The organism is Streptococcus oralis subsp. dentisani, assembly GCF_002096615.1.
GTDB classification, from domain to species: Bacteria; Bacillota; Bacilli; order Lactobacillales; family Streptococcaceae; genus Streptococcus; species Streptococcus oralis_U.
Map to the genome: position 1 here is coordinate 229414 of NZ_NCUX01000033.1, position 23150 is coordinate 252563.

General features: G+C 40.4%; 29 protein-coding genes, 2 pseudogenes and 1 other annotated feature (1 of these 32 running past the window's edge). Of the genes and pseudogenes, 23 read left to right on the forward strand and 8 right to left on the reverse strand.

The genetic code is table 11. From position 1 onward, the window contains the following. Positions 1-30 (forward strand) — a sequence feature (ribosomal protein L10 leader region) (it extends 106 nt beyond the left edge of the window). A 38-nt stretch (positions 31-68) separates the two neighbouring features. The 3 genes from rplJ (at position 69) to B7708_RS08275 (ending at position 1950) form a co-directional block, all read left to right on the forward strand. Next, positions 69-569 carry a 50S ribosomal protein L10 gene (rplJ, locus tag B7708_RS08265; protein ID WP_001287274.1) on the forward strand — a complete coding sequence of 167 codons (501 nt, stop codon included), beginning with the start codon at positions 69-71 and terminating at the stop codon, positions 567-569. A gap of 76 nt (positions 570-645) precedes the next feature. Continuing rightward, positions 646-1011 carry a 50S ribosomal protein L7/L12 gene (gene rplL / locus B7708_RS08270; RefSeq protein ID WP_001196969.1) on the forward strand — a complete coding sequence of 122 codons (366 nt, stop codon included), beginning with the start codon at positions 646-648 and terminating at the stop codon, positions 1009-1011. Between the two features lie 372 nt (positions 1012-1383). Further along, the gene (locus B7708_RS08275; RefSeq protein ID WP_084975077.1) at positions 1384-1950 is read left to right on the forward strand and encodes a hypothetical protein; all 567 of its coding nucleotides are present in this window, start codon (positions 1384-1386) and stop codon (positions 1948-1950) included. 21 nt (positions 1951-1971) lie between these two features. On the opposite strand, the pseudogene B7708_RS08280 reads toward B7708_RS08275, so the two are convergent. Continuing rightward, positions 1972-2292: pseudogene (locus B7708_RS08280) on the reverse strand (NADP-specific glutamate dehydrogenase); the annotation flags it as partial. Here B7708_RS08280 and B7708_RS08285 point away from each other — a divergent pair. From B7708_RS08285 to B7708_RS08300, 4 genes and pseudogenes are all read left to right on the forward strand, one after another. Further along, positions 2273-3085: pseudogene (locus tag B7708_RS08285) on the forward strand (DUF2268 domain-containing putative Zn-dependent protease); the annotation flags it as partial. The pseudogenes B7708_RS08280 and B7708_RS08285 overlap by 20 nt on opposite strands. A 62-nt stretch (positions 3086-3147) precedes the next feature. Further along, positions 3148-3516 (forward strand): EXLDI protein, encoded by a 369-nt coding sequence (locus B7708_RS08290; RefSeq protein WP_004244102.1) that lies wholly within the window; start codon positions 3148-3150, stop codon positions 3514-3516. A 212-nt stretch (positions 3517-3728) separates the two neighbouring features. After that, positions 3729-4733 carry an NADP-dependent oxidoreductase gene (locus B7708_RS08295; RefSeq protein ID WP_084975081.1) on the forward strand — a complete coding sequence of 335 codons (1005 nt, stop codon included), beginning with the start codon at positions 3729-3731 and terminating at the stop codon, positions 4731-4733. A 16-nt stretch (positions 4734-4749) separates the two neighbouring features. Then, entirely contained in the window at positions 4750-5394 is a 645-nt protein-coding gene (locus B7708_RS08300; protein WP_084975083.1) for a TetR/AcrR family transcriptional regulator, read from the forward strand. A gap of 96 nt (positions 5395-5490) precedes the next feature. On the opposite strand, the gene gdhA is transcribed toward B7708_RS08300, so the two are convergent. Next, positions 5491-6837 carry an NADP-specific glutamate dehydrogenase gene (gene gdhA / locus B7708_RS08305; protein WP_084975084.1) on the reverse strand — a complete coding sequence of 449 codons (1347 nt, stop codon included), beginning with the start codon at positions 6835-6837 and terminating at the stop codon, positions 5491-5493. 204 nt (positions 6838-7041) lie between these two features. On the opposite strand from gdhA, the gene B7708_RS08310 reads away from it, so the two are divergent. The 7 genes from B7708_RS08310 to B7708_RS08340 all read left to right on the forward strand — a co-directional run bounded on the left by B7708_RS08310 (position 7042) and on the right by B7708_RS08340 (position 13537). Then, entirely contained in the window at positions 7042-7977 is a 936-nt protein-coding gene (locus tag B7708_RS08310; protein ID WP_084975086.1) for a dihydroorotate oxidase, read from the forward strand. Between the two features lie 32 nt (positions 7978-8009). Continuing rightward, complete coding sequence (gene holA / locus B7708_RS08315; RefSeq protein ID WP_084975088.1) at positions 8010-9047, forward strand: DNA polymerase III subunit delta; 1038 nt, start codon at positions 8010-8012, stop codon at positions 9045-9047. A 70-nt stretch (positions 9048-9117) separates the two neighbouring features. Continuing rightward, positions 9118-9723, forward strand: coding sequence for a superoxide dismutase SodA (gene sodA, locus B7708_RS08320; protein ID WP_084975090.1), 606 nt, complete (start codon positions 9118-9120; stop codon positions 9721-9723). Positions 9724-9876: 153 nt separating this feature from the next. Further along, a complete protein-coding gene (locus tag B7708_RS08325; protein ID WP_084975092.1) occupies positions 9877-10407 on the forward strand; it encodes a YutD family protein in 531 nt (176 codons plus the stop codon). A 20-nt stretch (positions 10408-10427) separates the two neighbouring features. Then, positions 10428-11513 (forward strand): dual-specificity RNA methyltransferase RlmN, encoded by a 1086-nt coding sequence (gene rlmN, locus B7708_RS08330; RefSeq protein WP_000804762.1) that lies wholly within the window; start codon positions 10428-10430, stop codon positions 11511-11513. Between the two features lies 1 nt (position 11514). Further along, complete coding sequence (locus B7708_RS08335) at positions 11515-11994, forward strand: VanZ family protein (RefSeq protein WP_084975094.1); 480 nt, start codon at positions 11515-11517, stop codon at positions 11992-11994. A 1-nt stretch (position 11995) separates the two neighbouring features. After that, positions 11996-13537, forward strand: coding sequence for an ABC-F family ATP-binding cassette domain-containing protein (locus B7708_RS08340; RefSeq protein WP_049485069.1), 1542 nt, complete (start codon positions 11996-11998; stop codon positions 13535-13537). A 42-nt stretch (positions 13538-13579) separates the two neighbouring features. Here the strand turns inward: B7708_RS08340 and B7708_RS08345 are convergent, their stop codons facing one another. The 3 genes from B7708_RS08345 to B7708_RS09880 form a co-directional block, all read right to left on the reverse strand. After that, positions 13580-13819, reverse strand: coding sequence for a zinc-ribbon domain-containing protein (locus tag B7708_RS08345; protein WP_000600214.1), 240 nt, complete (start codon positions 13817-13819; stop codon positions 13580-13582). 27 nt (positions 13820-13846) lie between these two features. Then, the gene (locus tag B7708_RS08350; RefSeq protein ID WP_084975096.1) at positions 13847-14653 is read right to left on the reverse strand and encodes a peptidylprolyl isomerase; all 807 of its coding nucleotides are present in this window, start codon (positions 14651-14653) and stop codon (positions 13847-13849) included. A 108-nt stretch (positions 14654-14761) separates the two neighbouring features. Then, the gene (locus B7708_RS09880; protein WP_084975098.1) at positions 14762-15295 is read right to left on the reverse strand and encodes a hypothetical protein; all 534 of its coding nucleotides are present in this window, start codon (positions 15293-15295) and stop codon (positions 14762-14764) included. Between the two features lie 178 nt (positions 15296-15473). On the opposite strand from B7708_RS09880, the gene rpsP reads away from it, so the two are divergent. The 8 genes from rpsP to B7708_RS08395 all read left to right on the forward strand — a co-directional run bounded on the left by rpsP (position 15474) and on the right by B7708_RS08395 (position 20167). Further along, entirely contained in the window at positions 15474-15746 is a 273-nt protein-coding gene (rpsP, locus tag B7708_RS08360; protein WP_000268760.1) for a 30S ribosomal protein S16, read from the forward strand. 19 nt (positions 15747-15765) lie between these two features. Next, entirely contained in the window at positions 15766-16005 is a 240-nt protein-coding gene (kphA, locus tag B7708_RS08365; RefSeq protein ID WP_000379617.1) for an RNA-binding protein KphA, read from the forward strand. 43 nt (positions 16006-16048) lie between these two features. Beyond that, entirely contained in the window at positions 16049-16384 is a 336-nt protein-coding gene (locus B7708_RS08370) for a MazG nucleotide pyrophosphohydrolase domain-containing protein (RefSeq protein WP_084975101.1), read from the forward strand. A gap of 220 nt (positions 16385-16604) precedes the next feature. Further along, on the forward strand, positions 16605-17507 hold the full coding sequence (locus B7708_RS08375; protein ID WP_084975103.1) for a DMT family transporter: 903 nt from the start codon (positions 16605-16607) through the stop codon (positions 17505-17507). A 149-nt stretch (positions 17508-17656) separates the two neighbouring features. Continuing rightward, complete coding sequence (locus tag B7708_RS08380) at positions 17657-18514, forward strand: alpha/beta fold hydrolase (protein WP_084975105.1); 858 nt, start codon at positions 17657-17659, stop codon at positions 18512-18514. A gap of 75 nt (positions 18515-18589) precedes the next feature. Further along, complete coding sequence (gene rimM / locus B7708_RS08385) at positions 18590-19108, forward strand: ribosome maturation factor RimM (RefSeq protein WP_084975107.1); 519 nt, start codon at positions 18590-18592, stop codon at positions 19106-19108. Then, on the forward strand, positions 19098-19817 hold the full coding sequence (gene trmD / locus B7708_RS08390) for a tRNA (guanosine(37)-N1)-methyltransferase TrmD (RefSeq protein WP_084975492.1): 720 nt from the start codon (positions 19098-19100) through the stop codon (positions 19815-19817). The genes rimM and trmD overlap by 11 nt, the downstream gene beginning before the upstream one ends. An 11-nt stretch (positions 19818-19828) precedes the next feature. Continuing rightward, positions 19829-20167, forward strand: a complete 339-nt coding sequence (locus B7708_RS08395) for an ATP cone domain-containing protein (RefSeq protein ID WP_001196053.1) — start codon at positions 19829-19831, stop codon at positions 20165-20167. A 24-nt stretch (positions 20168-20191) separates the two neighbouring features. Here B7708_RS08395 and B7708_RS08400 read toward each other — a convergent pair whose 3' ends face one another. Further along, positions 20192-20512 (reverse strand): hypothetical protein, encoded by a 321-nt coding sequence (locus tag B7708_RS08400; protein WP_084975109.1) that lies wholly within the window; start codon positions 20510-20512, stop codon positions 20192-20194. Between the two features lie 102 nt (positions 20513-20614). On the opposite strand from B7708_RS08400, the gene B7708_RS08405 reads away from it, so the two are divergent. After that, a complete protein-coding gene (locus B7708_RS08405; RefSeq protein WP_084975111.1) occupies positions 20615-20833 on the forward strand; it encodes a YdbC family protein in 219 nt (72 codons plus the stop codon). A 37-nt stretch (positions 20834-20870) separates the two neighbouring features. Here B7708_RS08405 and B7708_RS08410 read toward each other — a convergent pair whose 3' ends face one another. Beyond that, positions 20871-21407, reverse strand: coding sequence for a biotin transporter BioY (locus B7708_RS08410; RefSeq protein WP_084975113.1), 537 nt, complete (start codon positions 21405-21407; stop codon positions 20871-20873). A 143-nt stretch (positions 21408-21550) separates the two neighbouring features. Beyond that, positions 21551-22897 carry a glutathione-disulfide reductase gene (gene gor, locus B7708_RS08415; protein ID WP_084975115.1) on the reverse strand — a complete coding sequence of 449 codons (1347 nt, stop codon included), beginning with the start codon at positions 22895-22897 and terminating at the stop codon, positions 21551-21553. Positions 22898-23150: the final 253 nt, after the last annotated feature.

The following is a 23150-nucleotide window of genomic DNA, read 5'->3' on the forward strand; positions in this document are numbered from 1 at the left end:
TAGGTTTGGGCGCGTTTTTCTTTTGGAAAAATTCCCCAAGCAAAATAATTACGGAGGTGAACACACTAATGAGTGAAGCAATTATTGCTAAAAAAGCGGAACTAGTTGACGTAGTAGCTGAGAAAATGAAAGCTGCTGCATCTATCGTCGTTGTAGACGCTCGTGGTTTGACAGTTGAGCAAGATACAGTTCTTCGTCGTGAGCTTCGTGGAAGCGAAGTTGAGTATAAAGTTATTAAAAACTCAATCTTGCGTCGTGCAGCTGAAAAAGCTGGTCTTGAAGATCTTGCATCAGTATTTGTTGGACCATCTGCTGTAGCATTTTCTAACGAAGATGTTATTGCACCAGCGAAAATCTTGAACGATTTTGCTAAAAACGCTGAAGCACTTGAAATCAAAGGTGGTGCAATCGAAGGCGCTGTCGCATCTAAAGAAGAGATCGTTGCTCTTGCAACTCTTCCAAACCGCGAAGGACTTCTTTCTATGCTCCTTTCTGTACTTCAAGCGCCAGTGCGCAACGTTGCTCTTGCAGTCAAAGCGGTTGCAGACAACAAAGAAGACGCAGCTTAATCTTAAGCTACGCAGCGTAGCCTAGCTACGAAAAAAAACTATTATAAAATTTAAAACTTATTTGGAGGAAATAACAATGGCATTGAACATTGAAAACATTATTGCTGAAATTAAAGAAGCTTCAATCCTTGAATTGAACGACCTTGTAAAAGCTATCGAAGAAGAATTTGGTGTAACTGCGGCTGCTCCTGTAGCTGTAGCTGCTGCTGGTGGCGCTGAAGAAGCTGCTAAAGATTCATTTGACGTTGAATTGACAGCTGCAGGCGACAAGAAAGTCGGCGTTATCAAAGTTGTACGTGAAATCACTGGTCTTGGACTTAAAGAAGCTAAAGAACTTGTTGATGGTGCACCAGGTGTCATCAAAGAAGGCGTTCCAACTGCAGAAGCAGAAGAAATCAAAGCTAAATTGGAAGAAGCTGGAGCTTCAGTTACTCTTAAATAATAGAGAAACTACATTAGTAGCTTAAAAACATGATTAAACCGCTATTCTTAGGAGTAGCGGTTTTTCTTTATAATTGAAAAGAGAAAATTTATAAAGTGTCTCCAGTTGTTCCATAAGATTTTCATCATAAAGTTCTGGAGTTTGATTAGAGAACCATGTCAATCAAACTCCAACGCTCGATAAAGCGATGATGTATCTGTGGAAGGAGATTATGTTTGCTAAGGTATTTTTTGCAGAAATAGTGGTACAATATCCTTAGAATAGTTCAAAATTTATCTTTGCTAGGGGAAAGGGAGATTGAACTCCCTGATGCATCCGTCTTAGTATGGGATTAATGTTCTATAAAAAGGAAATGTTATAAAGGTGATATTGATGGAAAGATATGAATTTACAGCGACAACAGCAAAATCAGATATAATAATTGGTATCCTTTTTCCCATGTTCCTCATGCTTCCTGTATTGGGAATACAGTTGGCTATATTCTATTTAAAACTGAATGATTTTTTTAAATCACAACCTCTTTTTCTTTATACGATAGTATTAGTGTTTTTTGGTATTAGTTTTCTTTTAATTAAAAAAATACAAGGTAGTCTAGTGAAGAATTTTGTCGTAGAATTATCTGGAAGAAATATTAGAATTTGGTGTAATGGAAAGGAGATTGTATCAGGAGAAGTTATTTTCTGTAGGATAAAAAATAAGGAGCCTAAACTGGGGGCGAGAGCCTTAAATGTAGACATAGACACCAAGGGGAATAACATTAAATTTCGAGTTCGGTCTAAGGAATATGAAAATTTATCATCTTCTACTTGGAATCCTCTCGGGACAAGCAAACCCTCTGATGTAGAAACGTTATTATCTTTGGGCAAAAAAATAAAAAATGCTATGGAAGAAGAAGTTTTGATAGAAGATGAAGCTTCAAAAAACCCTCGATCATTTTGATTGAGGGTTTTAGCATATTTCTTAAACAATACCTTGTGCAATCATAGCGTTGGCTACGTTTTCGAAGGCAGCGATATTTGCTCCTGCAAGGTAGTCAGTACCAAGACCGTATGTTTCAGCAGTTGTTTTAGCTGTGTTGAAGATGTTTGTCATGATGTCTTTTAGACGTCCATCAACTTCTTCACGGGTCCATGAGAGGCGAAGGCTATTTTGGCTCATTTCAAGAGCAGATACAGCTACACCACCAGCATTGGCTGCTTTTGCTGGTCCGTAAAGGAGACCATTTTCTTTGTAGACTTTGATAGCATCTAGGTCACTTGGCATGTTGGCACCTTCTGATACGAAATACCAAACTCAACATATTCCTCTGAAAGCCAAGTATCCCGAAGGATTTGATGCTTTGTTCCTACTTGGTTTTATGAATCAGCTACCCGGAACTCTGTCAGAGAAGGATAGACCAGCTATCGACGCTCTGAGCTCTGATCAACTCTGGCAAGATTGTCAGGATACTATCAAGAGGAGTATCGGTCTTTTTAAGCAAGCTGGCTATGACTTAGAGGTTGAGGATTACCATTTTACTATTTTACTGGGCAATCCAGAAAAACCTATGCTACAGCTTAATAAGGGATACAGTGGAGATGGAGGAATTCCAGGATACCTCATGCTTAGTCTGTTGCCGAATGACTATACTTTACCACGTGTGCAAGCCGCGTTGGCTCACGAGTGCAACCACAATGTTCGCTTCCAATTTATCAAATGGAACCAGCAGACAACACTAGCAGACTGGGTAGTCAGTGAAGGATTAGCAGAGTCTTTTGCTGCTGAGCTCTATGGTAAAGAGCTCATCGGATCCTGGGTCACTTCAACTAGTTCCGAGCAGTTAGAAGAGATTAAACCCATCATCTCAAGTCAGCTTCAGCTAACAGGGATGGCGGAAATGGCTCCTTATCTTTACGGTGATGAAATAGCTGAGATTCAAGGTCAAATACCGGCTGGGATGCCCTATGCTGCAGGCTATGCTTATGGCTATCATCTGATACAAGCCTATCTGAAAAAGACTGGCAAGAGCATTATTGAGGCCACAGTAACACCGACAGAAGAAATTTTAGAGGCTACTAAAGATTTTTGGAAATGATACTTTTGCTTGCAAATCTGCCAGAGTCTGATATAATGAAAGTAATTTTTGGAGGTGACTATATGCACTATAAAAGAGTTGAATTAAAAGTCACAAATCAAGGTATCCATGAGCGCAAGATTTTTCAAGGTGTTAAGATTTTCAGTCGTAGCAAGTTATCCAAAGATCGGAAAAGCATTCTAACACAGAAGATTTACCTGACACCGAAGCAAAATATTGTTTACTATCAACGAACAGATATCAATTATGAGCAGAATTGGCAACATCATAAGGACTATTACGAACTAGCTTATGACCAGTTGGACAGAGAGACTGTTTTTAAGGTTTGTCAAGACTTTGACGAACTAAGTCTTTTTCTGGAGAATGAGCTACTGGAGAAGCTAAAAGAAAAGCAGTCAACAGGAAAATTTTTTGAAAAATTAGATATATAAAAATCCGGCTGCTTTTATAAGCAGTCGGATTTCTTTGAGTTATAGTTTGATAATCTTTCATAAGGAAAAATAGATCTATTTTTATCATGAACAGCTAACTTAGTTAGAACTTTTGGAAACAGTATAGTTGACATCTATGGGGAATAAGCATATAATTAAGAAAAATGATTGAGTGCTCACTCATTTTTTTAGATGTGTAAGGAGTTCATACAATGGTTGTTCAAGCAATACAATATAGTCATTTCGGTGATGAAGAAGTGTTAGATTTAGTGAACATTAAATCTGATTCTTTGAAAGTGAATCAAGTTAGGGTAGAAGTTTATGCAGTTGGTTTAAATCCTATTGATTATAAAACTTTTGAGGGTGCAAAGCCACTTCGTTTTCTATCTTTTATGACGAAACTAAGGAAGCCAAGTCATTGGTTTGAATCAAAATCATCTCTTTTTCCAAGAGGTATTGGTCGGGATTTTGCTGGAGTTATCACAGAAGTTGGTGAAGGAGTAAGTCGGTTTGCAGTAGGTGATAAGGTTTTTGGAACAATCATCAGTGACCCTGGATTAGGCACCAAGAGGGGAGCTTTGGCAACAGAAATTTGTGTCAATGAATCAGAAATTGTGTTGAAGCCAGAGATGATTGATATGAACCATGCAGCTACTATGGGTGTAGCCTCTCTAACTGTGGGAGGTGCTTTTAGAAAGATTGAGCTAAACTCTAAAGATGTTGTAGTTATTTCAGCAGCAGCAGGAGGTATTGGAAGTATCGCAGTACAGTATGCGGTTGCTAAAGGTGCGACAGTTATTGGAATTGCGAGTAAGAAAAATTCAGATTATCTGAAGTCTTTAGGTGCTATACCGGTAGCCTACGAAGAGAACATCCAGAATGCTCTTCTATCAGCAAGTGCAAAGCCAATTACAAAATTCTTGGATTGCTATGGAAGTGATTATGTTAAATTGGCTTTCAGTTTGGGATTGAAGGGCACGGCTATTGGAACGCTAGTACCTTCACCATATGTTATGATAAAAGGTGCCCAGTTCACGGGTCCGAGACATTCCACATATGATGATTTGAACACTCTAGCAGAAATGGTCTCAGAAGGGGAGGTTCGGCTGAATATTGATCAGGTTTATGATTTTTCTCTAAAGTCAGTTAGAGAAGCCTATCGTAGTCTAAAATTGGGACACACTCGAGGTAAGAAAGTCGTAAAAGTAAGAAAGTAGCAGAGAGGTGCCAGCAATGGAAAGTTTAGAAGAAAAGTATGCTCAGACATTAGAAAATAGCAACCTGAGTTTAAAACAACGTCAAGTATTATTATCAAGTCTAAAGTTATTTTCAGAAATTGGCTTTGAAAATACAACAGCCAGCTTTATTGCTAAGGAGGCTGGAGTTTCAGAAGGGACAGTCTTTAGTTACTTTAAAACTAAGGAAGGCATCTTAGAAGCAATTTTATCGGCTTTTCTTAAGCAAGTTATTCCAGATGTGATTGCTGATTTTTCTGAGAAGAAATTTACAGCAAACCAAGAGTCTTTTCCGCTATTTTTAAGAAGCATAGTTCGAGATAGACTAGTTTTTATTCAGGAGAATCAAATGCAAGTTAAAATTCTCTTGAACCGTTCTTTTATTGATGAAACTATTTCTGACCAGTTAGGGAATACCATTGTTCACTCTATCATTAAGCCAATTAGTCCGGTTCTGAATCAGTTTAAAGAAAATGGTGTTATCCGAGATTGGTCAAATGAAAGAATTGTTCGCTATATTCTAGCTTTGAGTCTTTCTTATGTTATTCCAATGATGTTGAATGATAATGAGGACCTAGACATAGATGAAGCAGTAAATGAAATTGTTGAATGCCTGTCTTTTTCCTTAGTAGAAGTAAAATAAATCTTGATTTTAAGCTTACTATTTTAAATAGTGAGCTTTTTTGAAGTCGACATAAAAATCCCCAATCAGAGCGATTGAGGATTAAGCAAATGAATCTTAAACAATACCTTGGGCAATCATAGCATTTGCTACACTTTCAAAGGCAGCGATATTTGCTCCTGCAAGGTAGTCTTTATCAAGACCGTAAGTTTCAGCGGTTGTTTTAGCTGTGTTGAAGATGTTTGTCATGATGTCTTTGAGGCGGCCGTCAACTTCTTCACGAGTCCAAGAGAGGCGAAGGCTGTTTTGGCTCATTTCAAGTGCAGATACAGCTACACCACCAGCGTTGGCAGCTTTGGCAGGTCCGTAAAGGATTCCGTTTTCTTTGTAGGCTTTAATCGCATCAAGGTCACTAGGCATGTTGGCACCTTCTGATACGCAGATAACACCTTGAGCAACCAAACGTTTAGCAGCTTCACCGTTGATTTCGTTTTGAGTCGCACATGGAAGAGCAATATCGTAGTTACCAGCGTAAGTCCATACAGAACCTTCATGGTAAGTAGCAGTTGCTTTTTCAGCGGCGTACTCAGTCAAACGTGCACGACGGTTGTTCTTCACATCTGCTAGAAGGTCGAAGTCGATACCATTTTCATCGATGACATAGCCGTTTGAGTCGGATACTGAGATCACAGTTGCGCCGAGTTCAGTAGCTTTTTGAAGAGCGTATTGGGCTACGTTACCAGAACCTGAAATCACCACTTTTTTACCAGCAAAGCTGTTACCGTTGGCTTTAAGCATTTCTTCAGTGTAGTAAACCAAACCGTAACCAGTTGCTTCTGGACGAATCAAGCTACCACCGAATCCAAGAGGTTTACCAGTCAAGACACCCGCATCAAATTGGTTAAGACGTTTGTATTGTCCGTAAAGGTAACCAATCTCACGTCCACCAACACCGATATCGCCGGCTGGGACGTCAAGTGATGGTCCGATGTATTTTTGCAATTCAGTCATGAAGCTTTGGCAGAAGCGCATGACTTCGGCATCAGTCTTCCCTTTAGGATCGAAGTCTGATCCCCCTTTACCTCCACCGATTGGAAGACCAGTCAAAACATTCTTAAAGATTTGTTCAAATCCGAGGAATTTCAAAATCCCTTGGTTAACAGTTGGGTGGAAACGAAGTCCGCCTTTATATGGTCCAACAGCTGAGTTGAATTGAACACGGTATCCACGGTTGACTTGGACTTTTCCATCACGGTCAACCCAAGGAACTCGGAAAGAAATCACGCGCTCAGGCTCAGTGATACGTGCCAAGATATTTTCTTCGATATACTCAGGGTGTTTTTCAAATACAGGTTCCAAAGTGCTGAAGAATTCTTCAACCGCCTGGAGAAATTCAGCCTCATGCCCGTTACGAGCTTTCACAGTTGCAAACACGCTTTGGATATAGTCTTTAGCAGATGTCATATCGTTCTCCTTTTGTTGTTATATTTTATTACATGAGCCATTATAGCAGAATTTTTTTTGAGTGTAAAGAAAAAAACAGAAATTTTCTAAAAATTCTTTCAATTCACAAAACCGAACATTTTATATAGAAATTAGTTTCTCAAAGATAAAATCTTAAAGTATGGTATAATATTAGAAATAAAAGGAATCTGGAGGATTAGAATCATGGTATCAACAAAAACGCAAATAGCTGGCTTTGAGTTTGACAATTGCTTGATGAACGCAGCGGGTGTGGCTTGTATGACGATAGAGGAACTAGAAGGGGTCAAAAACTCAGCAGCAGGAACCTTTGTCACGAAGACAGCGACCTTGGACTTCCGTCAGGGGAATCCTGAGCCACGTTACCAGGATGTTCCACTTGGTTCCATCAACTCTATGGGTTTGCCAAATAATGGTTTAGATTATTATCTGGACTATCTTTTGGACTTGCAGGAAAAAGAGCCAAACCGTACTTTCTTTCTATCTTTAGTTGGCATGTCTCCAGAGGAAACACATACCATCTTAAAAAAAGTTCAAGAGAGTGAATTCAAAGGACTGACAGAGCTTAATCTCTCTTGTCCAAATGTTCCAGGAAAACCTCAGATTGCCTATGATTTTGAGACAACAGACCGTATCTTGGCAGAAGTATTTGCCTACTTTACCAAACCTCTTGGAATCAAGTTGCCACCTTATTTTGATATTGTTCACTTTGACCAAGCTGCAGCTATTTTCAATAAATATCCGCTCAAGTTTGTTAACTGTGTTAACTCTATCGGAAACGGCCTTTATATAGAAGGCGAGTCGGTCGTGATTCGTCCTAAAAATGGTTTTGGTGGGATTGGTGGAGAGTATATCAAACCAACCGCTCTCGCGAATGTACATGCCTTCTACCAACGTCTCAATCCTCAAATCCAAATCATTGGAACGGGTGGCGTTCTGAACGGTCGTGATGCCTTTGAACACATCCTCTGTGGTGCCAGCATGGTGCAGGTGGGAACCACCCTTCACAAGGAAGGCGTCGGTGCTTTTGAACGCATTACAAATGAACTAAAAGCAATCATGGCAGAAAAAGGTTATGAGAACCTAGAAGATTTCCGTGGGAAATTGCGCTATATTGATTAAGTTTAATAAAAAATCAGAAGAAAGGAGAGAAGATGCTAGCCATTGAAGACAGTCAGAAGTTGACTTTATCAAATCTATCTAGCTTGAACCTATTTACAGGGACAGACCAGGGTCAGTTTGAAGTTATGAAGAGTCAAGTGTTGAAACGGATTGGCTATGATCCATCCGACCTCAATTTTGCCTACTTTGACATGAAAGAAGTAGCCTATAAGGATGTGGAACTGGAGCTGGTCAGTCTTCCTTTCTTTGCAGATGAGAAAATCGTGATATTAGACCATTTTGTCGATATTACAACAGCTAAAAAGCGTTTTTTGACAGATGATGAACTCAAGTCATTTGAGGAATACCTTGACAATCCTTCACCGACAACCAAACTCTTGATATTTGCAGAAGGAAAACTGGATAGCAAAAGACGGCTGGTCAAATTACTTAAGCGTGATGCCAAGGTCTTTGATGCAGTAGAAGCCAAAGAACAAGAACTGCGCCAGTATTTCCAAAAGTGGAGCCAGACACAAGGTCTGCAATTTATGGAAAAATCTTTTGAAAATCTTCTCATCAAGTCTGGTTTTCAATTTAGCGAAATCCAGAAAAATCTCCTCTTTTTACAGTCTTATAAGTCAGATGGAGTGATTGAGGAGAAGGACATTGTAGAGGCTATTCCAAAGACTTTGCAAGACAATATTTTCGACTTAACTCAGTTTATCTTGGCTAAAAAGATTGATATGGCCCGTGATTTGGTTAGAGACTTAACCTTGCAAGGGGAAGACGAAATCAAGCTCATAGCTGTCATGTTGGGACAGTTCCGAACCTTTACCCAGGTGAAGATTTTATCAGAGTCCGGTCAGACGGAATCGCAGATTGTAAGTAGTCTGGGGACTTATTTGGGACGCAATCCTAATCCTTATCAAATCAAGTTTGCATTAAGAGATTCGAGAGGGATTTCCTTGGGATTTCTCAAGCGAGCGATTTCTTATTTGATTGAAACGGACTACCAGATTAAGACAGGTGTCTATGAAAAAAGTTACTTGTTTGAAAAGGCACTCTTGCAGATTGCGACAGAGGCAAATTGAGCAAAAAACTTGAAAAAAGAGGATGATTGCGTTATCATTTTCATATAGAAAGAAAAAAGAGGTATTACAGATGGCTATTATCTTACCAGACCTTCCATACGCATACGACGCTTTGGAACCATATATCGATGCTGAAACAATGCACTTGCACCATGACAAGCACCATCAAACCTACGTCAACAATGCGAATGCTGCTCTTGAAAAACACCCTGAAATCGGTGAAGACCTTGAAGCTTTGCTTGCTGATGTAGAATCTATCCCAGCTGATATCCGTCAAGCACTTATCAACAACGGTGGGGGACACTTAAACCACGCTCTTTTCTGGGAATTGATGACTCCTGAAAAAACAGCTCCATCAGCAGAACTTGCAGCAGCAATCGACGCAACATTTGGTTCATTTGAAGAATTCCAAGCAGCCTTTACAGCAGCAGCTACAACTCGCTTCGGTTCTGGATGGGCATGGTTGGTTGTCAACAAAGAAGGGAAGCTTGAAGTAACTTCAACAGCAAACCAAGACACACCAATCTCAGAAGGTAAAAAACCAATCTTGGGCTTGGACGTTTGGGAACATGCTTACTACGTGAAATACCGCAACGTTCGTCCTGACTACATCAAAGCTTTCTTCTCAGTCATTAACTGGAACAAAGTAGATGAGCTTTACGCAGTAGCTAAATAAAAAATATGGAGGGAAGAGTCAATCTTCTCTTTTTGCTTTATAAGGCAGAAGTCTGACAAAATCGTCAGACTTTTTTCATTTTTATGAGAAACGTGCTAACTGCTAGAAATTATGGTAAAATAGAGTGTTAAGTAATCGTGGAAAAGGAAGACTATGCGTAAAGAAATTGCACCTGAATTATACAACTATAACAAGTTTCCTGGCCCAGAATTTCAAGTAAATGGGGATAAGGTTGAGACTGAAGGGATTGCTTTTACCTTGGTTGAAAATATCAAGGATGCCTTCGATGTGACAGTCTTTAATCAACGTTTCTCAGAAGTGTTGACCAAGTTTGATTATGTCGTGGGTGACTGGAGCAATGAGCAGCTCCGCCTACGTGGCTTTTACAAAGACGACCGAACAGAGGAAAAAAATGAAAAGATTAGCCGCTTACAGGACTATCTTTTGGAGTACTGTAGTTATGGTTGTGCCTATTTTGTCCTAGAAAATCAAGCACCGAAGCGGGCTTCATTTGACAAGAAAATGCGTAAAAAGGAAGAGGAGAACCTTCCTAGAAGAGGCAAGAAACCTTCGCAAAACAAGAGAAAACCAAATGCGGATAAGCGAAATAGACGTCGTCATAAGGACCAAAAGTCTCAGAAAGAGGACAAGGGACAGCGCCATTTTGTCATTCGTCAGAAATAGATAGAAAATAAGGAGAAGAGATGAAACCGTCTATTTATAGTTTAACACGTCAAACCATGCAAGAATGGGTATTAGAACAAGGAGAAAAGAAATTCCGAGCAGATCAAATCTGGGAATGGCTCTACCGTAAACGTGTCCAGTCATTTGAAGAAATGACCAACCTTTCCAAGGATTTGATTGCCAAGCTCAATGACCAGTTTGTGGTCAATCCATTGAAACAGCGGATCGTACAAGAGTCAGCTGACGGTACCGTTAAGTATCTTTTCGAGTTGCCAGATGGCATGTTGATTGAGACTGTGTTGATGCGTCAACACTACGGTTTGTCAGTCTGTGTGACCACTCAGGTTGGCTGTAATATTGGTTGTACCTTCTGTGCGTCAGGCTTGATCAAGAAGCAACGTGACCTCAATAACGGGGAAATCGTAGCGCAGATTATGCTAGTTCAGAAATACTTTGATGAGCGTGGTCAGGACGAGCGTGTTAGCCATATCGTAGTCATGGGAATTGGTGAACCATTTGATAACTACAACAATGTTTTGAATTTTGTTCGTACTATCAATGATGACAAGGGGATGGCTATCGGTGCGCGTCACATCACTGTTTCTACCTCAGGTTTGGCACACAAAATTCGTGACTTTGCTAATGAAGGAGTTCAGGTCAATCTGGCTGTGTCTCTTCACGCACCCAATAATGAATTGCGTTCAAGCATCATGAAAATCAACCGTGCCTTTCCGATTGAAAAACTCTTTGCTGCTATTGAGTACTATATCGAAACAACCAATCGCCGTGTGACCTTTGAATATATCATGCTCAATGAAGTCAACGATGGTGTTGAACAAGCCTTGGAGTTGGCGGAGTTGCTCAAGAACATCAAGAAATTGTCATACGTAAACTTGATTCCTTATAACCCCGTTAGTGAACATGACCAATATAGCCGTAGTCCTAAAGAGCGCGTGATGGCCTTCTACGATACCCTCAAGAAAAAAGGGGTCAACTGTGTTGTCCGTCAAGAGCATGGTACAGATATTGATGCAGCTTGTGGACAATTGCGCTCCAATACAATGAAACGTGACCGCCAGAAGGCAGTCGCAGCGGTAAATCCATAAAATGACTAAAAAAAGAGAATTAATCTTAAGATTGGGAGTGGCTGTTTACAGCCTTTGCATTATTTGTTTTTGCTTTACTCCCCAACCTCAACTTCCTACAGGAGTGGAAACTCCAGGTATTCAAACTTTTGGACGCCTGGTTTTTCTTTTAACTCCCTTAAACTCCCTTTGGAATATGGGTGAAGTGACCAGTTTGGGACAAGTCCTTTGGATCTTTTTGCAGAACATTTTAAATGTCTTCTTGCTTTTCCCCCTAGTCTTTCAACTGATCTATCTCTGTCCAAATTTGCGGCAAACGAAAAAAATCATCCTTCTCAGCTTTCTTCTGAGTCTAGGAATCGAGTGCACGCAGCTGGTCTTAGACTTTTTCTTTGATTTTAATCGCGTCTTTGAAATTGATGATTTGTGGACCAATACCCTGGGAGGCTATCTGGCTTGGCTCCTCTATAAAGGACTGCATAAAAACAAGATAAGGAATTAGAATGAGTATTTTAGAAGTTAAAAATTTAAGTCACGGTTTTGGTGACCGTGCAATTTTTGAAGATGTGTCTTTCCGTCTCCTTAAGGGAGAACATATCGGTCTAGTCGGTGCCAATGGTGAAGGAAAATCAACCTTTATGAGTATTGTGACAGGTAAGATGTTGCCAGATGAAGGGAAAGTGGAGTGGTCTAAGTATGTGACTGCTGGCTATCTGGACCAGCACGCTGTGCTAAAAGAAGGTCAAACCGTGCGTGATGTTCTCCGTACGGCCTTTGATGAGCTATTTAAAGCAGAAGCTCGTATCAATGACCTCTATATGGAGATGGCGGAAGACGGAGCGGATATTGATGCGCTTATGGAAGAAGTAGGAGAGCTCCAAGATCGTTTGGAGAGTCGTGATTTTTATACCTTGGATGCCAAGATAGATGAAGTAGCGCGTGCTCTCGGTGTCATGGACTATGGCATGGATACGGATGTAACAGCCTTATCAGGTGGCCAAAGAACCAAGGTGCTTTTGGCCAAACTTCTTCTTGAAAAACCCGATATCTTGTTACTGGACGAGCCAACCAACTACTTGGATGCTGAACACATTGACTGGCTCAAGCGTTATCTTCAAAACTATGAGAATGCCTTTGTCCTGATCTCGCATGATATTCCTTTCTTGAACGACGTGATCAATATCGTCTATCATGTTGAAAATCAACAGTTGACGCGTTACTCTGGTGACTACTACCAGTTCCAAGAAGTCTATGCCATGAAGAAATCTCAGCTAGAGGCGGCCTATGAACGTCAGCAGAAAGAGATAGCAGACCTCAAGGACTTTGTCGCTCGAAACAAAGCGCGTGTCGCAACGCGTAATATGGCCATGTCCCGCCAGAAGAAATTGGATAAGATGGATATTATCGAGCTTCAAAGCGAGAAACCAAAGCCGTCCTTTGATTTTAAACCGGCTCGTACACCTGGACGCTTTATCTTCCAAGCTAAGGATTTGCAGATTGGTTACGACCGTCCTCTTACCAAACCATTAAACCTCACCTTTGAACGCAATCAAAAGGTTGCCATTATCGGAGCAAATGGTATTGGGAAAACAACTCTCTTGAAGAGTCTCTTAGGTATTATTCCACCAATTGCTGGTGAAGTTGAGCGTGGTGACTATCTAGAACTTGGTTACTTTGAGCAGGAAGTGGAAGGGGGCAATCGCCAAACACCACTAGAAGCCGTCTGGAATGCCTTTCCCGCCCTTAATCAGGCGGAAGTCCGTGCGGCTCTTGCCCGCTGTGGCTTGACAACTAAACACATCGAAAGTCAGATTCAGGTCTTGTCAGGTGGGGAACAGGCCAAGGTGCGTTTCTGTCTCTTGATGAACCGTGAAAACAACGTCTTAGTGCTGGACGAGCCGACCAACCACTTGGATGTGGATGCTAAGGAAGAACTCAAACGGGCGCTTAAAGAATACAAAGGAAGCATTCTTATGGTTTGCCACGAACCAGACTTCTATGAAGGCTGGATGGACCAAATCTGGGACTTTAACAAGCTAACTTAAAAGCGCTAAAAAAGCCAAGTCGAAATGACTTGGCTTTTTTGACTAGTAATTTAAATAGTTTTCAACTTCAGATTTCTCAATTTCTTTACCGTAGTGGCAAATCGGACAAGAAACGAAGTAACTTTTACCATAAGGGAAAAGTGGAATCCAGTAGAGGGTGAACTTGCGCCCAGTTTCTACGATCTCCCAAGTGTCGACATTGTTACAGTGACCGCATTCGATCGCAGTTTGTGTATGTCCCAAATCTTTCTGATAACCTTTAGAACCCCAAAATAAAATCATGTCATCGTCTCCTTATCTGTTGATGGCTTATTTTTTGCTGAAGTCATAGTCTTTCACCACTTCGATACTATCAATGGTGATAGCAGACGTTGGTTTGTCTTTCTCATCTTTTTCAGCTTTGGCAATCTTGTCAACAACATCCATGCTATCGATGACTTGACCAAAGACAGGGTGTTTGCCGTCTAGGCTAGGATTTCCACCTTCTTTATAAGCTTCGATGATTTTCTTTGGATATTTGCTTGTAGGGAGTTTAGCTGAAATATCTGTTGAATTTTGGTTGATGAAGAACTGGCTACCGTTGGTATTTGGTTGACCAGTATTAGCCATAGCAAGGGCTCCTCGGATATTGTATAGGTAAGGAGAGATTTCATTTTTGAAGCCAGTTCCCTTGTCTTTTGTCTTATCCTTGTCATGCCAGATAGACTGACCACCTGTACCATCTCCTTTAGGATCTCCAGTTTGGACCATAAAGCCATCGATGACACGGTGGAAGGTGATGCCGTTATAATAGCCTTCCTTAGCGTGAGTAAGGAAGTTTTCAACTGCTAGTGGCGATAGTTTTGGAAAGAGTTTGATGCGTACATCGCCTTGATTTGTATGTAAAATGACCTCGGCTTCATCTTCGGCAACTTCTTTAGAAAGTTGAGGGAAGTTGGCATTTTCATTGGTCAAAGCGTCATTCAAATCTTTGGCAGCCTGAGCAGCTGCTTTAGAACTTTCTTCAGCTGAGATACTAGAGTCAACATAGTCATCGCCACGGAGACCACGCTGGATACTAGTACATCCAGCAAGAGCTATAGTTGATAGTAAAAGAAGGGTTGCTAATTTTTTCATTGTTTTCCTCTCAAAAATTCATTTCTATCATTGTACCTTAAAAGGGAGTTGATTTCAAATGTAAAAGATAAGGCAAGCTTTCAGAAAATAAATTTACAGACTACTTGATTAGAGATTTTTCTTTGGATGACGGTCGATAATTTCCTGATATTGTTCCAGTATCTGCTCTCCCTTTGGAGTCAATTTGTAGCCTCGAATCGAAAAGTGACTAGCTAATTCCTCTTCTGATAAATTTTCATGAAGAGCTTTATCAAGATCAGCAGCTTTCATCTTAGAAAGTCCTGTAACTCCCTTACTTTTGAGGATATTCTTTTTCATTGTAGCATTCAGATGGTCGAGTGAGTCGAAGGCAGTTTCGATAATAGTATAGCCTTTTTCTACCAGACTGCTTAGATGTTTTGGTGCATCAATGCCATAAGTGTACTCGAAATATTTAGGAAACCAGCTTTCAGTGGTAAAAGTACCAAACTGAATTCTCCACAGCAAAATGATATCTCCTGCTAGTAAATCATCTGTTAATAATTCCATGTTTCGTTTGGGAACAGGCTTGGGATTTAAGAGCCAAGCATCCAAATCACGTTCAGGAGAGATGAAGGGTTTGACTTGATGGTCCTTATATAATTTTTCTAAAATAGTATTCATAAACGATTTCTTTCTAATTTTTTCTTTAAGATTATAACAAATTTTTAGTAGTTAAAAAAATTCAAACTCTGTCAAGTTTTTTTCTTGACACCTGTCAGAAATCTGCTATAATAGAACATGTGCTAAATAGCTTAGCTATTTCACCGAAATAAAAAAATAAGAAAAGAGACATTAAAAAATGGCAGTTAAAATCCGTTTGACTCGTATGGGTTCTAAGAAAAAACCTTTCTACCGTATCAACGTAGCAGACTCACGTTCACCACGTGACGGACGTTTCATCGAAACAGTTGGTACTTACAACCCACTTGTTGCTGAAAACCAAGTAACTTTGAAAGAAGACCGCGTTCTTGCATGGTTGGCTGATGGAGCTCAACCTTCAGATACAGTTCGCAACATCCTTTCAAAAGAAGGCGTATTGAAAAAATTCCACGATTCTAAATTCTCAAAATAAGTTTAAAGTAGGTTGACAGATGGATACGATTGAAAATCTCATTATTGCGATTGTGAAACCTTTGATTTCACAACCAGATGCCTTAACTATCAAGATTGAAGACACACCAGAGTTTTTGGAGTATCACTTGGATCTTGACCAAAGCGATGTCGGTCGTGTTATCGGTCGTAAGGGTCGCACTATCTCAGCGATAAGAACGATTGTCTACTCTGTCCCAACTGAAGACAAAAAAGTAAGAATCGTTATCGATGAAAAATAAAAAAAGCGGGACAGATGTCTCGCTTTTTTGTAAGGAGTAGAAGATGAAGGATTTAACATTTAGACAATTACAAGCTTACTTACTAGATCATTACCAGCAATCTCGAACTGAGGAAGGCCTCTTTATCAAGTTAGTGGAGGAAGTCGGAGAAGTAGCCGAGGTCTTGAATGGGCGCTCTGGTCGAAAAGAGGGTGTCCAGGACTCAAATGAGGAACTAGCCAAAGAACTGGCTGATATCATTCATTACACCGTCGCAATTGCGACCATCAACGATATTGACCTAACCAAAACTATCTTTGACAAAGATAAGAAGGCTGCCATTAAGTACCAACATGAACGAGATTTGGAAGGATTTTTGGATAACTTCCAAGAGAAGTAGACAAGCTAGAACTTGTGAGACAAGAACGAGAAAAGCAGATGCTGAGTCTTTTTTAGACAAGGAAAAAGAGTTTATCGACTTGAGAGAGTGATAGGAGGCATAAAATACCAATCCTAGAAATAGCATCTAGGATTTTACTATGCTAAAATGGATAGACAGTCTCAAAGAATTCTAGTCAATCAATCTTGAGGATAGCTACTTTTAAAGGGAGTAACAATCTATGAACGAGAAAACAAAAGCATACCTAGCAGCATTATCCTTTTCAGCCATCATTGGTTTTTCTTTTTTATTTACTAAGATTGCTTTGGGCTATGCCAGTCCTCTCACAAACTTGGCACATCGCTATACAATCGCTGCTTTGGTATTGGTCATCCTTCATCAAACAAAACTTATCAATGTGAGTTTAAGTAGAAAAGATATTCTTTCTATTCTGCCTATGAGTCTTTTCTATCCACTCCTCTTTTTTATTTTCCAATCCTTTGCTTTACAGTATATATCGTCTTCTGAAGCGGGAATTTTACAAGCGCTTGTCCCGATTTTTACGCTCCTTTTGGCATCGGTCTTTCTCAAGGAAAAGACAAGCTCGCTTCAAAAGTTCTTTTTACTTTTATCTGTAGCAGGAGTAGTTTTCATCTTCCTTAGTAAAGGAGCGAATTTTAGCACTGAAACTGCTAGCTTTGGCTTTGTCTTGATGTTGGGATCTGTTCTTGCCAATGCAATAAACAATATCCTCAGCAAGTCCAAAGGATGTCGCTATCGGGCTATGGATATGACGGCTGTTGTGATATTTGTTGGCTTCGTCACCTTTAATATACTGAGTCTGACCTCGCATTATCTAGAGGGGAACATATTAGCTTACTTTGCGCCACTTGGACAGGTGTCCTATCTGCTTTCCATCCTCTATTTGGGAATACTAGCCTCTATCGTGACTGGTAGTCTCTCTATCTATGCTATCGTTCGCCTCGGGGCATCAACTGTCAGTGTCTTTGGCAATCTTGGAACAGTTTTGACCATTCTATCTGGAGCTCTTATCCTCCAAGAACCAATTTATAATTACCATGTGATAGGAGCTGCTCTGATTATTGCTGGAATTTTAGGTATGAATCTGATGAGAAAAAAGTAAAGATTGCTTAGCAGTCTTTTTCTTTATCTAAATGATGCAGAAAATTCAAAATTTTTAATGAAACTAAGTTTAGAAAACCATGATTTTAATATAGCATGATAAAATAGATAAAAAGAATAATACTAGGATAAAGAAGAGAGAGTTTAGAAATGAAACAAAATGATATAGCTGAAGCTATTGCTTTTTATAACAGAGAATCTGAAGTGTTGGAGCGTCACCTTATAGCAGTCGTAGATTGTGATTTGGTTGTTTATCATCGCCCTGGAAACTCAAGTAAAGGGCACATTATTTTTTATCATGGAGCTTGTGGCCGTAGCCAGATGTGGGCCCACCAGTATGATGCTTTTGATGGATTTGACCTTTACTTTGTAAATGTTAGAGGGCAGGGTGAATCACCTATGAAAGTTGGGCTACCCGACTTAGAAGGCGCTGTTCAAGATGTAGATGCTATTTTATCTTATTTTCAGCTAGATAAGGTGATATTAGTTGGTCATTCTTGGGGAGGAAATCCACTTCAAGAGTATACCTATCGCCATCCAGAAAGAGTCCTAGCCTTGGTCATGGTAGATAGTTGGGGACAGCATCGATACCTATCAGAGAAAGAAAGAGGTCGAATCAAATATAGTTCTCTTATGTACAAAACGATTCCTTGGAAGGTGATTGCTGATAAGAACTCAAAAATGTGTACTGATAACCCTATCACAAGAGAATTAGTCAAGACGGCCATTATAGAAACTGGGCGAGATGTTTTCTTGAACCTTGGAATCACCGGCTTCTTGGCAGTCCATGAGATAGAAGGATATAAAGGAAATCCTCCTATGCTTTTAGTAAGAGGAGAAAACGATTTTCCCAAATACCTAAAAATAATCTATGATGGTATCATTGCCTTAAATCCCAATGCGTGTCAAGTAACGATTTCAGACAGCAAACACCAACCGATGAATGACCACCCTAAAGAGTTTAATCAGATAGTAGGTGAATTTTTTGAAGAAGTAGTAGCCTTGTAAGATAGGACCTATCCAACTTGTGAAAATCCCTGGAACGTGATAAAATAAAGGATAGAAATAGATACAGGAGACAAGATGAACTACTTTAATGTTGGAAAAATCGTCAATACGCAGGGTTTACAGGGTGAGATGCGAGTCTTGTCTGTGACGGATTTTGCTGAGGAACGGTTTAAAAAAGGGGCAGAGCTGGCTTTATTTGATGAAAAAGATCAGTTTGTCCAAACAGTGACCATTGCTAGTCACCGTAAGCATAAGAATTTTGACATTATCAAATTCAAAGATATGTACCATATCAATGCGATTGAGAAGTACAAGGGTTATAGTCTCAAGGTCGCTGAGGAAGATTTGAACGACCTAGACGATGGGGAATTCTATTATCACGAGATTATCGGTTTGGATGTTTACGAGGGAGACACCTTGATTGGAACCATCAAGGAAATCCTACAACCAGGTGCCAATGATGTCTGGGTGGTTAAGCGAAAAGGTAAGCGTGATTTGCTTTTACCTTACATACCACCAGTAGTTCTCAATGTTGATATTCCAAACAAACGGGTTGATGTGGATATCTTAGAAGGGCTAGATGATGAAGATTGATATTTTAACCCTCTTTCCTGAGATGTTTTCTCCACTAGAGCACTCGATTGTTGGAAAAGCTCGAGAAAAAGGGCTCTTGGATATCCAGTATCATAATTTTCGAGAATATGCTGAAAAGGCCCGTCATGTCGACGATGAGCCCTACGGAGGCGGTCAGGGAATGTTGCTCCGCGCTCAACCCATTTTTGATGCCTTTGATGCCATTGAGAAGAAAAAACCCCGTGTCATCCTTCTTGATCCTGCTGGGAAACAGTTCGATCAGGCTTACGCTGAAGATTTGGCTCAGGAAGAGGAACTAATCTTTATCTGCGGTCACTACGAAGGATATGACGAGCGCATCAAGACCTTGGTAACCGATGAGATTTCTCTAGGAGACTATGTCTTGACTGGTGGTGAATTGGCGGCTATGACTATGATTGATGCGACTGTTCGCTTGATTCCGGAAGTAATTAGCAAGGAGTCTAGTCACAAGGACGATAGTTTTTCTTCGGGATTGCTCGAATATCCCCAATACACACGTCCTTATGACTATCGAGGCATGGTGGTTCCAGATGTGCTTATGAGTGGGCACCATGAGAAGATTCGTCAGTGGCGACTTTATGAGAGCTTAAAGAAAACCTACGACCGCAGACCAGATTTGCTAGAAAACTATCAACTAACAGCAGAAGAAGAAAAAATGTTGGCTGAAATCAAAGAAAACAAAGAATAAAGGAGAACCTTATGCAAGTAATCAAACGTAACGGAGAAGTTGCAGACTTTGATCCAGATAAAATTTACCAAGCTGTCCTAAAAGCAGCTCAGACAGTTTATGTTTTGACAGATGATCTACGTCAAAACCTAGCTCAAGTCACTAAAAAAGTAGTCTTGGACTTGGAAGAAGCAAAAGTGGAACGTGCAACTATTAGCATGATCCAATCAATGGTTGAAAATCGTTTGTTGGGGGCAGGATATATCACCATCGCAGAACACTACATTTCTTATCGCTTGCAACGTGATTTGGAGAGAAGTGGTTACGGTGACCACATCGCAGTTCACCTACATTTTGAACAAATTCGTTAAGAAAAAGAGTGGGATGAAAACATCTCACTCTTTCTTAAATCTATTTTTCTGAGCTCTCTGGACAGTAGATGGGACAAAGCGTAGCCTTTTAATGTCAGTGATTCGGATGATACGTGTTACATTTTTTGTAAAATTTTTGACAATAATCTGCTGACGGCTGCTATCATATTTGACAATATCACCTGTAAAACTTGTCTTAGCGAGTATCACATGAACAGCAGTTTTTTTCTGGATGGCTTGTTCAATTGTAGCAATGAGGGAGTCGTTTTCAGAATAATCTCGTTCATCATGTCCACTGAGAAAGTCTTGTATCTTATCTAAGACATGCTTGAATGTATATCTCATAGGCTTCTCCCCTCTTATATAACCATATTATATAAAATTTTCCTAAAATCTACAAGATTTTACGAATAGACTAGAGAAAGCATATCACAAAAAGGAGTTAAAATGGCAGAATTTACATTTGAAATCGAAGAACACTTACTGACCTTGTCTGAAAATGAAAAAGGATGGACAAAAGAACTAAACCGAGTCAGCTTTAATGGCGCTCCAGCAAAGTTTGATATTCGAACTTGGAGCCCTGATCATACCAAAATGGGAAAAGGAATCACTCTTACAAATGAAGAATTTCAGGTAATGGTAGATGCCTTTAAAGGAAAACAATAAAAGGATATTGAGTTTTTGACTCAGTATCCTTTTTGGGTTAAATTGAGAAGTATGCTTGTCCCCTAAGTCGTTGTAATAGTAGGCGACCAATGAAACTAATCGCAATGATCTTACCAAGATCAGGGAGGATAAAGGGAAGGACACCGACAGCAAGTGCTTTGTCAAGTGCCATACCAGCAAGGAAGTGGAGGCTGAGAATACCTCCGACAAAGACTAGAGAGTCACCCAAGAGGTTGGCTAGGAAAATACGGATATGGCCACTATTTTGATGGATGAGATAAGATGTAAGTCCTGCATAGACAAGGTCAAACCAAAGATAGCCTGCACTTGGACCGACTAAAACGTGAAATCCCGCACCACCCCCTGCAAAGACTGGTAAACCAATGGCACCCAGCAGGAGATAGAGAGCTACAGATAGAACGGCTTCCCTAGGTCTAAAAACAGTTGCAATCAGACCGATCGCAAAGTTTTGCAGAGTGAAAGGTACAGGACCGATAGGGAGACTGATTTGTGCTAATACGGCGATGAGAGCAGCACCGATAGCAGGGATAGCATAGATATGAGCTTTTTTCAAAACTGTTAACCTCTTTTTTTAAATTATAGTAACTATTATACTAATTCAGGAAGAAAAGTCAACCTATTTTTCATACAAAGGTAACAATTTTGCGACAGCTGATTTTGCAAGTAAAAAGAGATCCTCAGGATCCCTTTCAACAATTAGCGCATGGTCACAAATTCTTCTGAAGCGGTTGGGTGGATAGCTACTGTAGCATCAAAGTCTGCTTTGGTTGCTCCCATCTTGATAGCAACAGCGAATCCTTGAATCATCTCATCAACTCCGTAACCAAGTCCGTGAAGGCCAACGACTTTTTCGTCAGCACCGGCGGTGATGAGTTTGAAGCGAGATTCTTGACGATGGTTTGTAACGGCAGAGTACATGGATGCAAAGCTTGACTTATAGACTTTGATGTGATCTTGACCGTATTCTTTGATAGCTTGATCCTCGGTCAAACCGACTGTTCCGATTGCTGGGTGGGAGAAGACAACAGTAGGGATAGTCGTGTAGTCCATCTTGACATTTGTTTTTCCATTAAAGAGACGTTCAGATAGGGTACGTCCAGCCTTGATGGCTACTGGAGTTAGTTCCTTCTCCCCAGTAACGTCTCCAAGGGCATAGATACCATCAACAACTGTATTTTGATACTCATCCACTTGGATAAATCCACGTTGGTTGAGTGTAACTCCGGCCTTTTCTAACTCCAACCCGTCTACATTTGGACGGCGGCCGGTAGCCCAGATAACTTGGCTTGCAGTGTGACTAGAACCGTCTTCGAAATAAATGGTAATACCTTGCTCTGATTCTTCTAGTTTGACCGGTACCTTATGGGTGTGCAAAGGTAGGCCTGTTTTTTCCATCTCATTGACGAGACCTTCCACGATGTAGCTGTCAAAACTACGCAAAGGACGGTCGCGACGAACGAACAAATCAGTTTTTACACCGAGTGCATGAAGAACACCTGCTAGCTCAACCGCGATATAGCCAGCGCCTAGGATAGCAACGGATTCAGGAAGTTGTTCCCAAGCAAAGACATCGTCTGAGCTACCACCGAGTTCAGCTCCAGGAATAGTTGGGATGCTTGGACGAGCGCCAGTCGCAATCACGATATGCTTGGCACGAATCAATTCACCATTAACGCTGACTGTGTGAGCATCAACGAAATGAGCACGACCCTCAATCAAATCAACGCCGTTGCGCTTGAAACTTCCATCATAAGACGAGCGGGCACGGTCGATATAGGCTTCACGGTTTTGACGAAGTTTGGCGAAATCAAATTGAACATCTGAACTCGTAAACCCGTAGTCAGGGCCGTAGTGGTGGAAGCTTTCAGCGATTTGCGCTCCATACCACATGATTTTCTTAGGAACACAGCCGACATTGACGCAGGTTCCACCTAATTTTTTCTCCTCGATAACAGCTGCTTTAGCACCGTGTTCGCCAGCGCGGTTCATAGTGGCAATGCCACCGCTCCCTCCGCCGATAGCGATGATATCATATTCTCTCATAGAAAACTCCTTATAGATTTGATAGTCATATTCTATCGTTTTTATTTTTTGAATGCAAAAATCTGCTACGCCCTAAAGAAATAGCAGAAATCACTTGCTAAATATAGAAATAAGGTGTATGATGTTACTAGTACAATTTCGCATAAATCAAGTGGAAACAAGGCATGTTTCCTGAATTGTTCTCTTTTCTCTCTGAACAATCATTGTTTAGAGTAGGTAAATTTGCTATAATAGTCTTTGTATTGAAAATAAA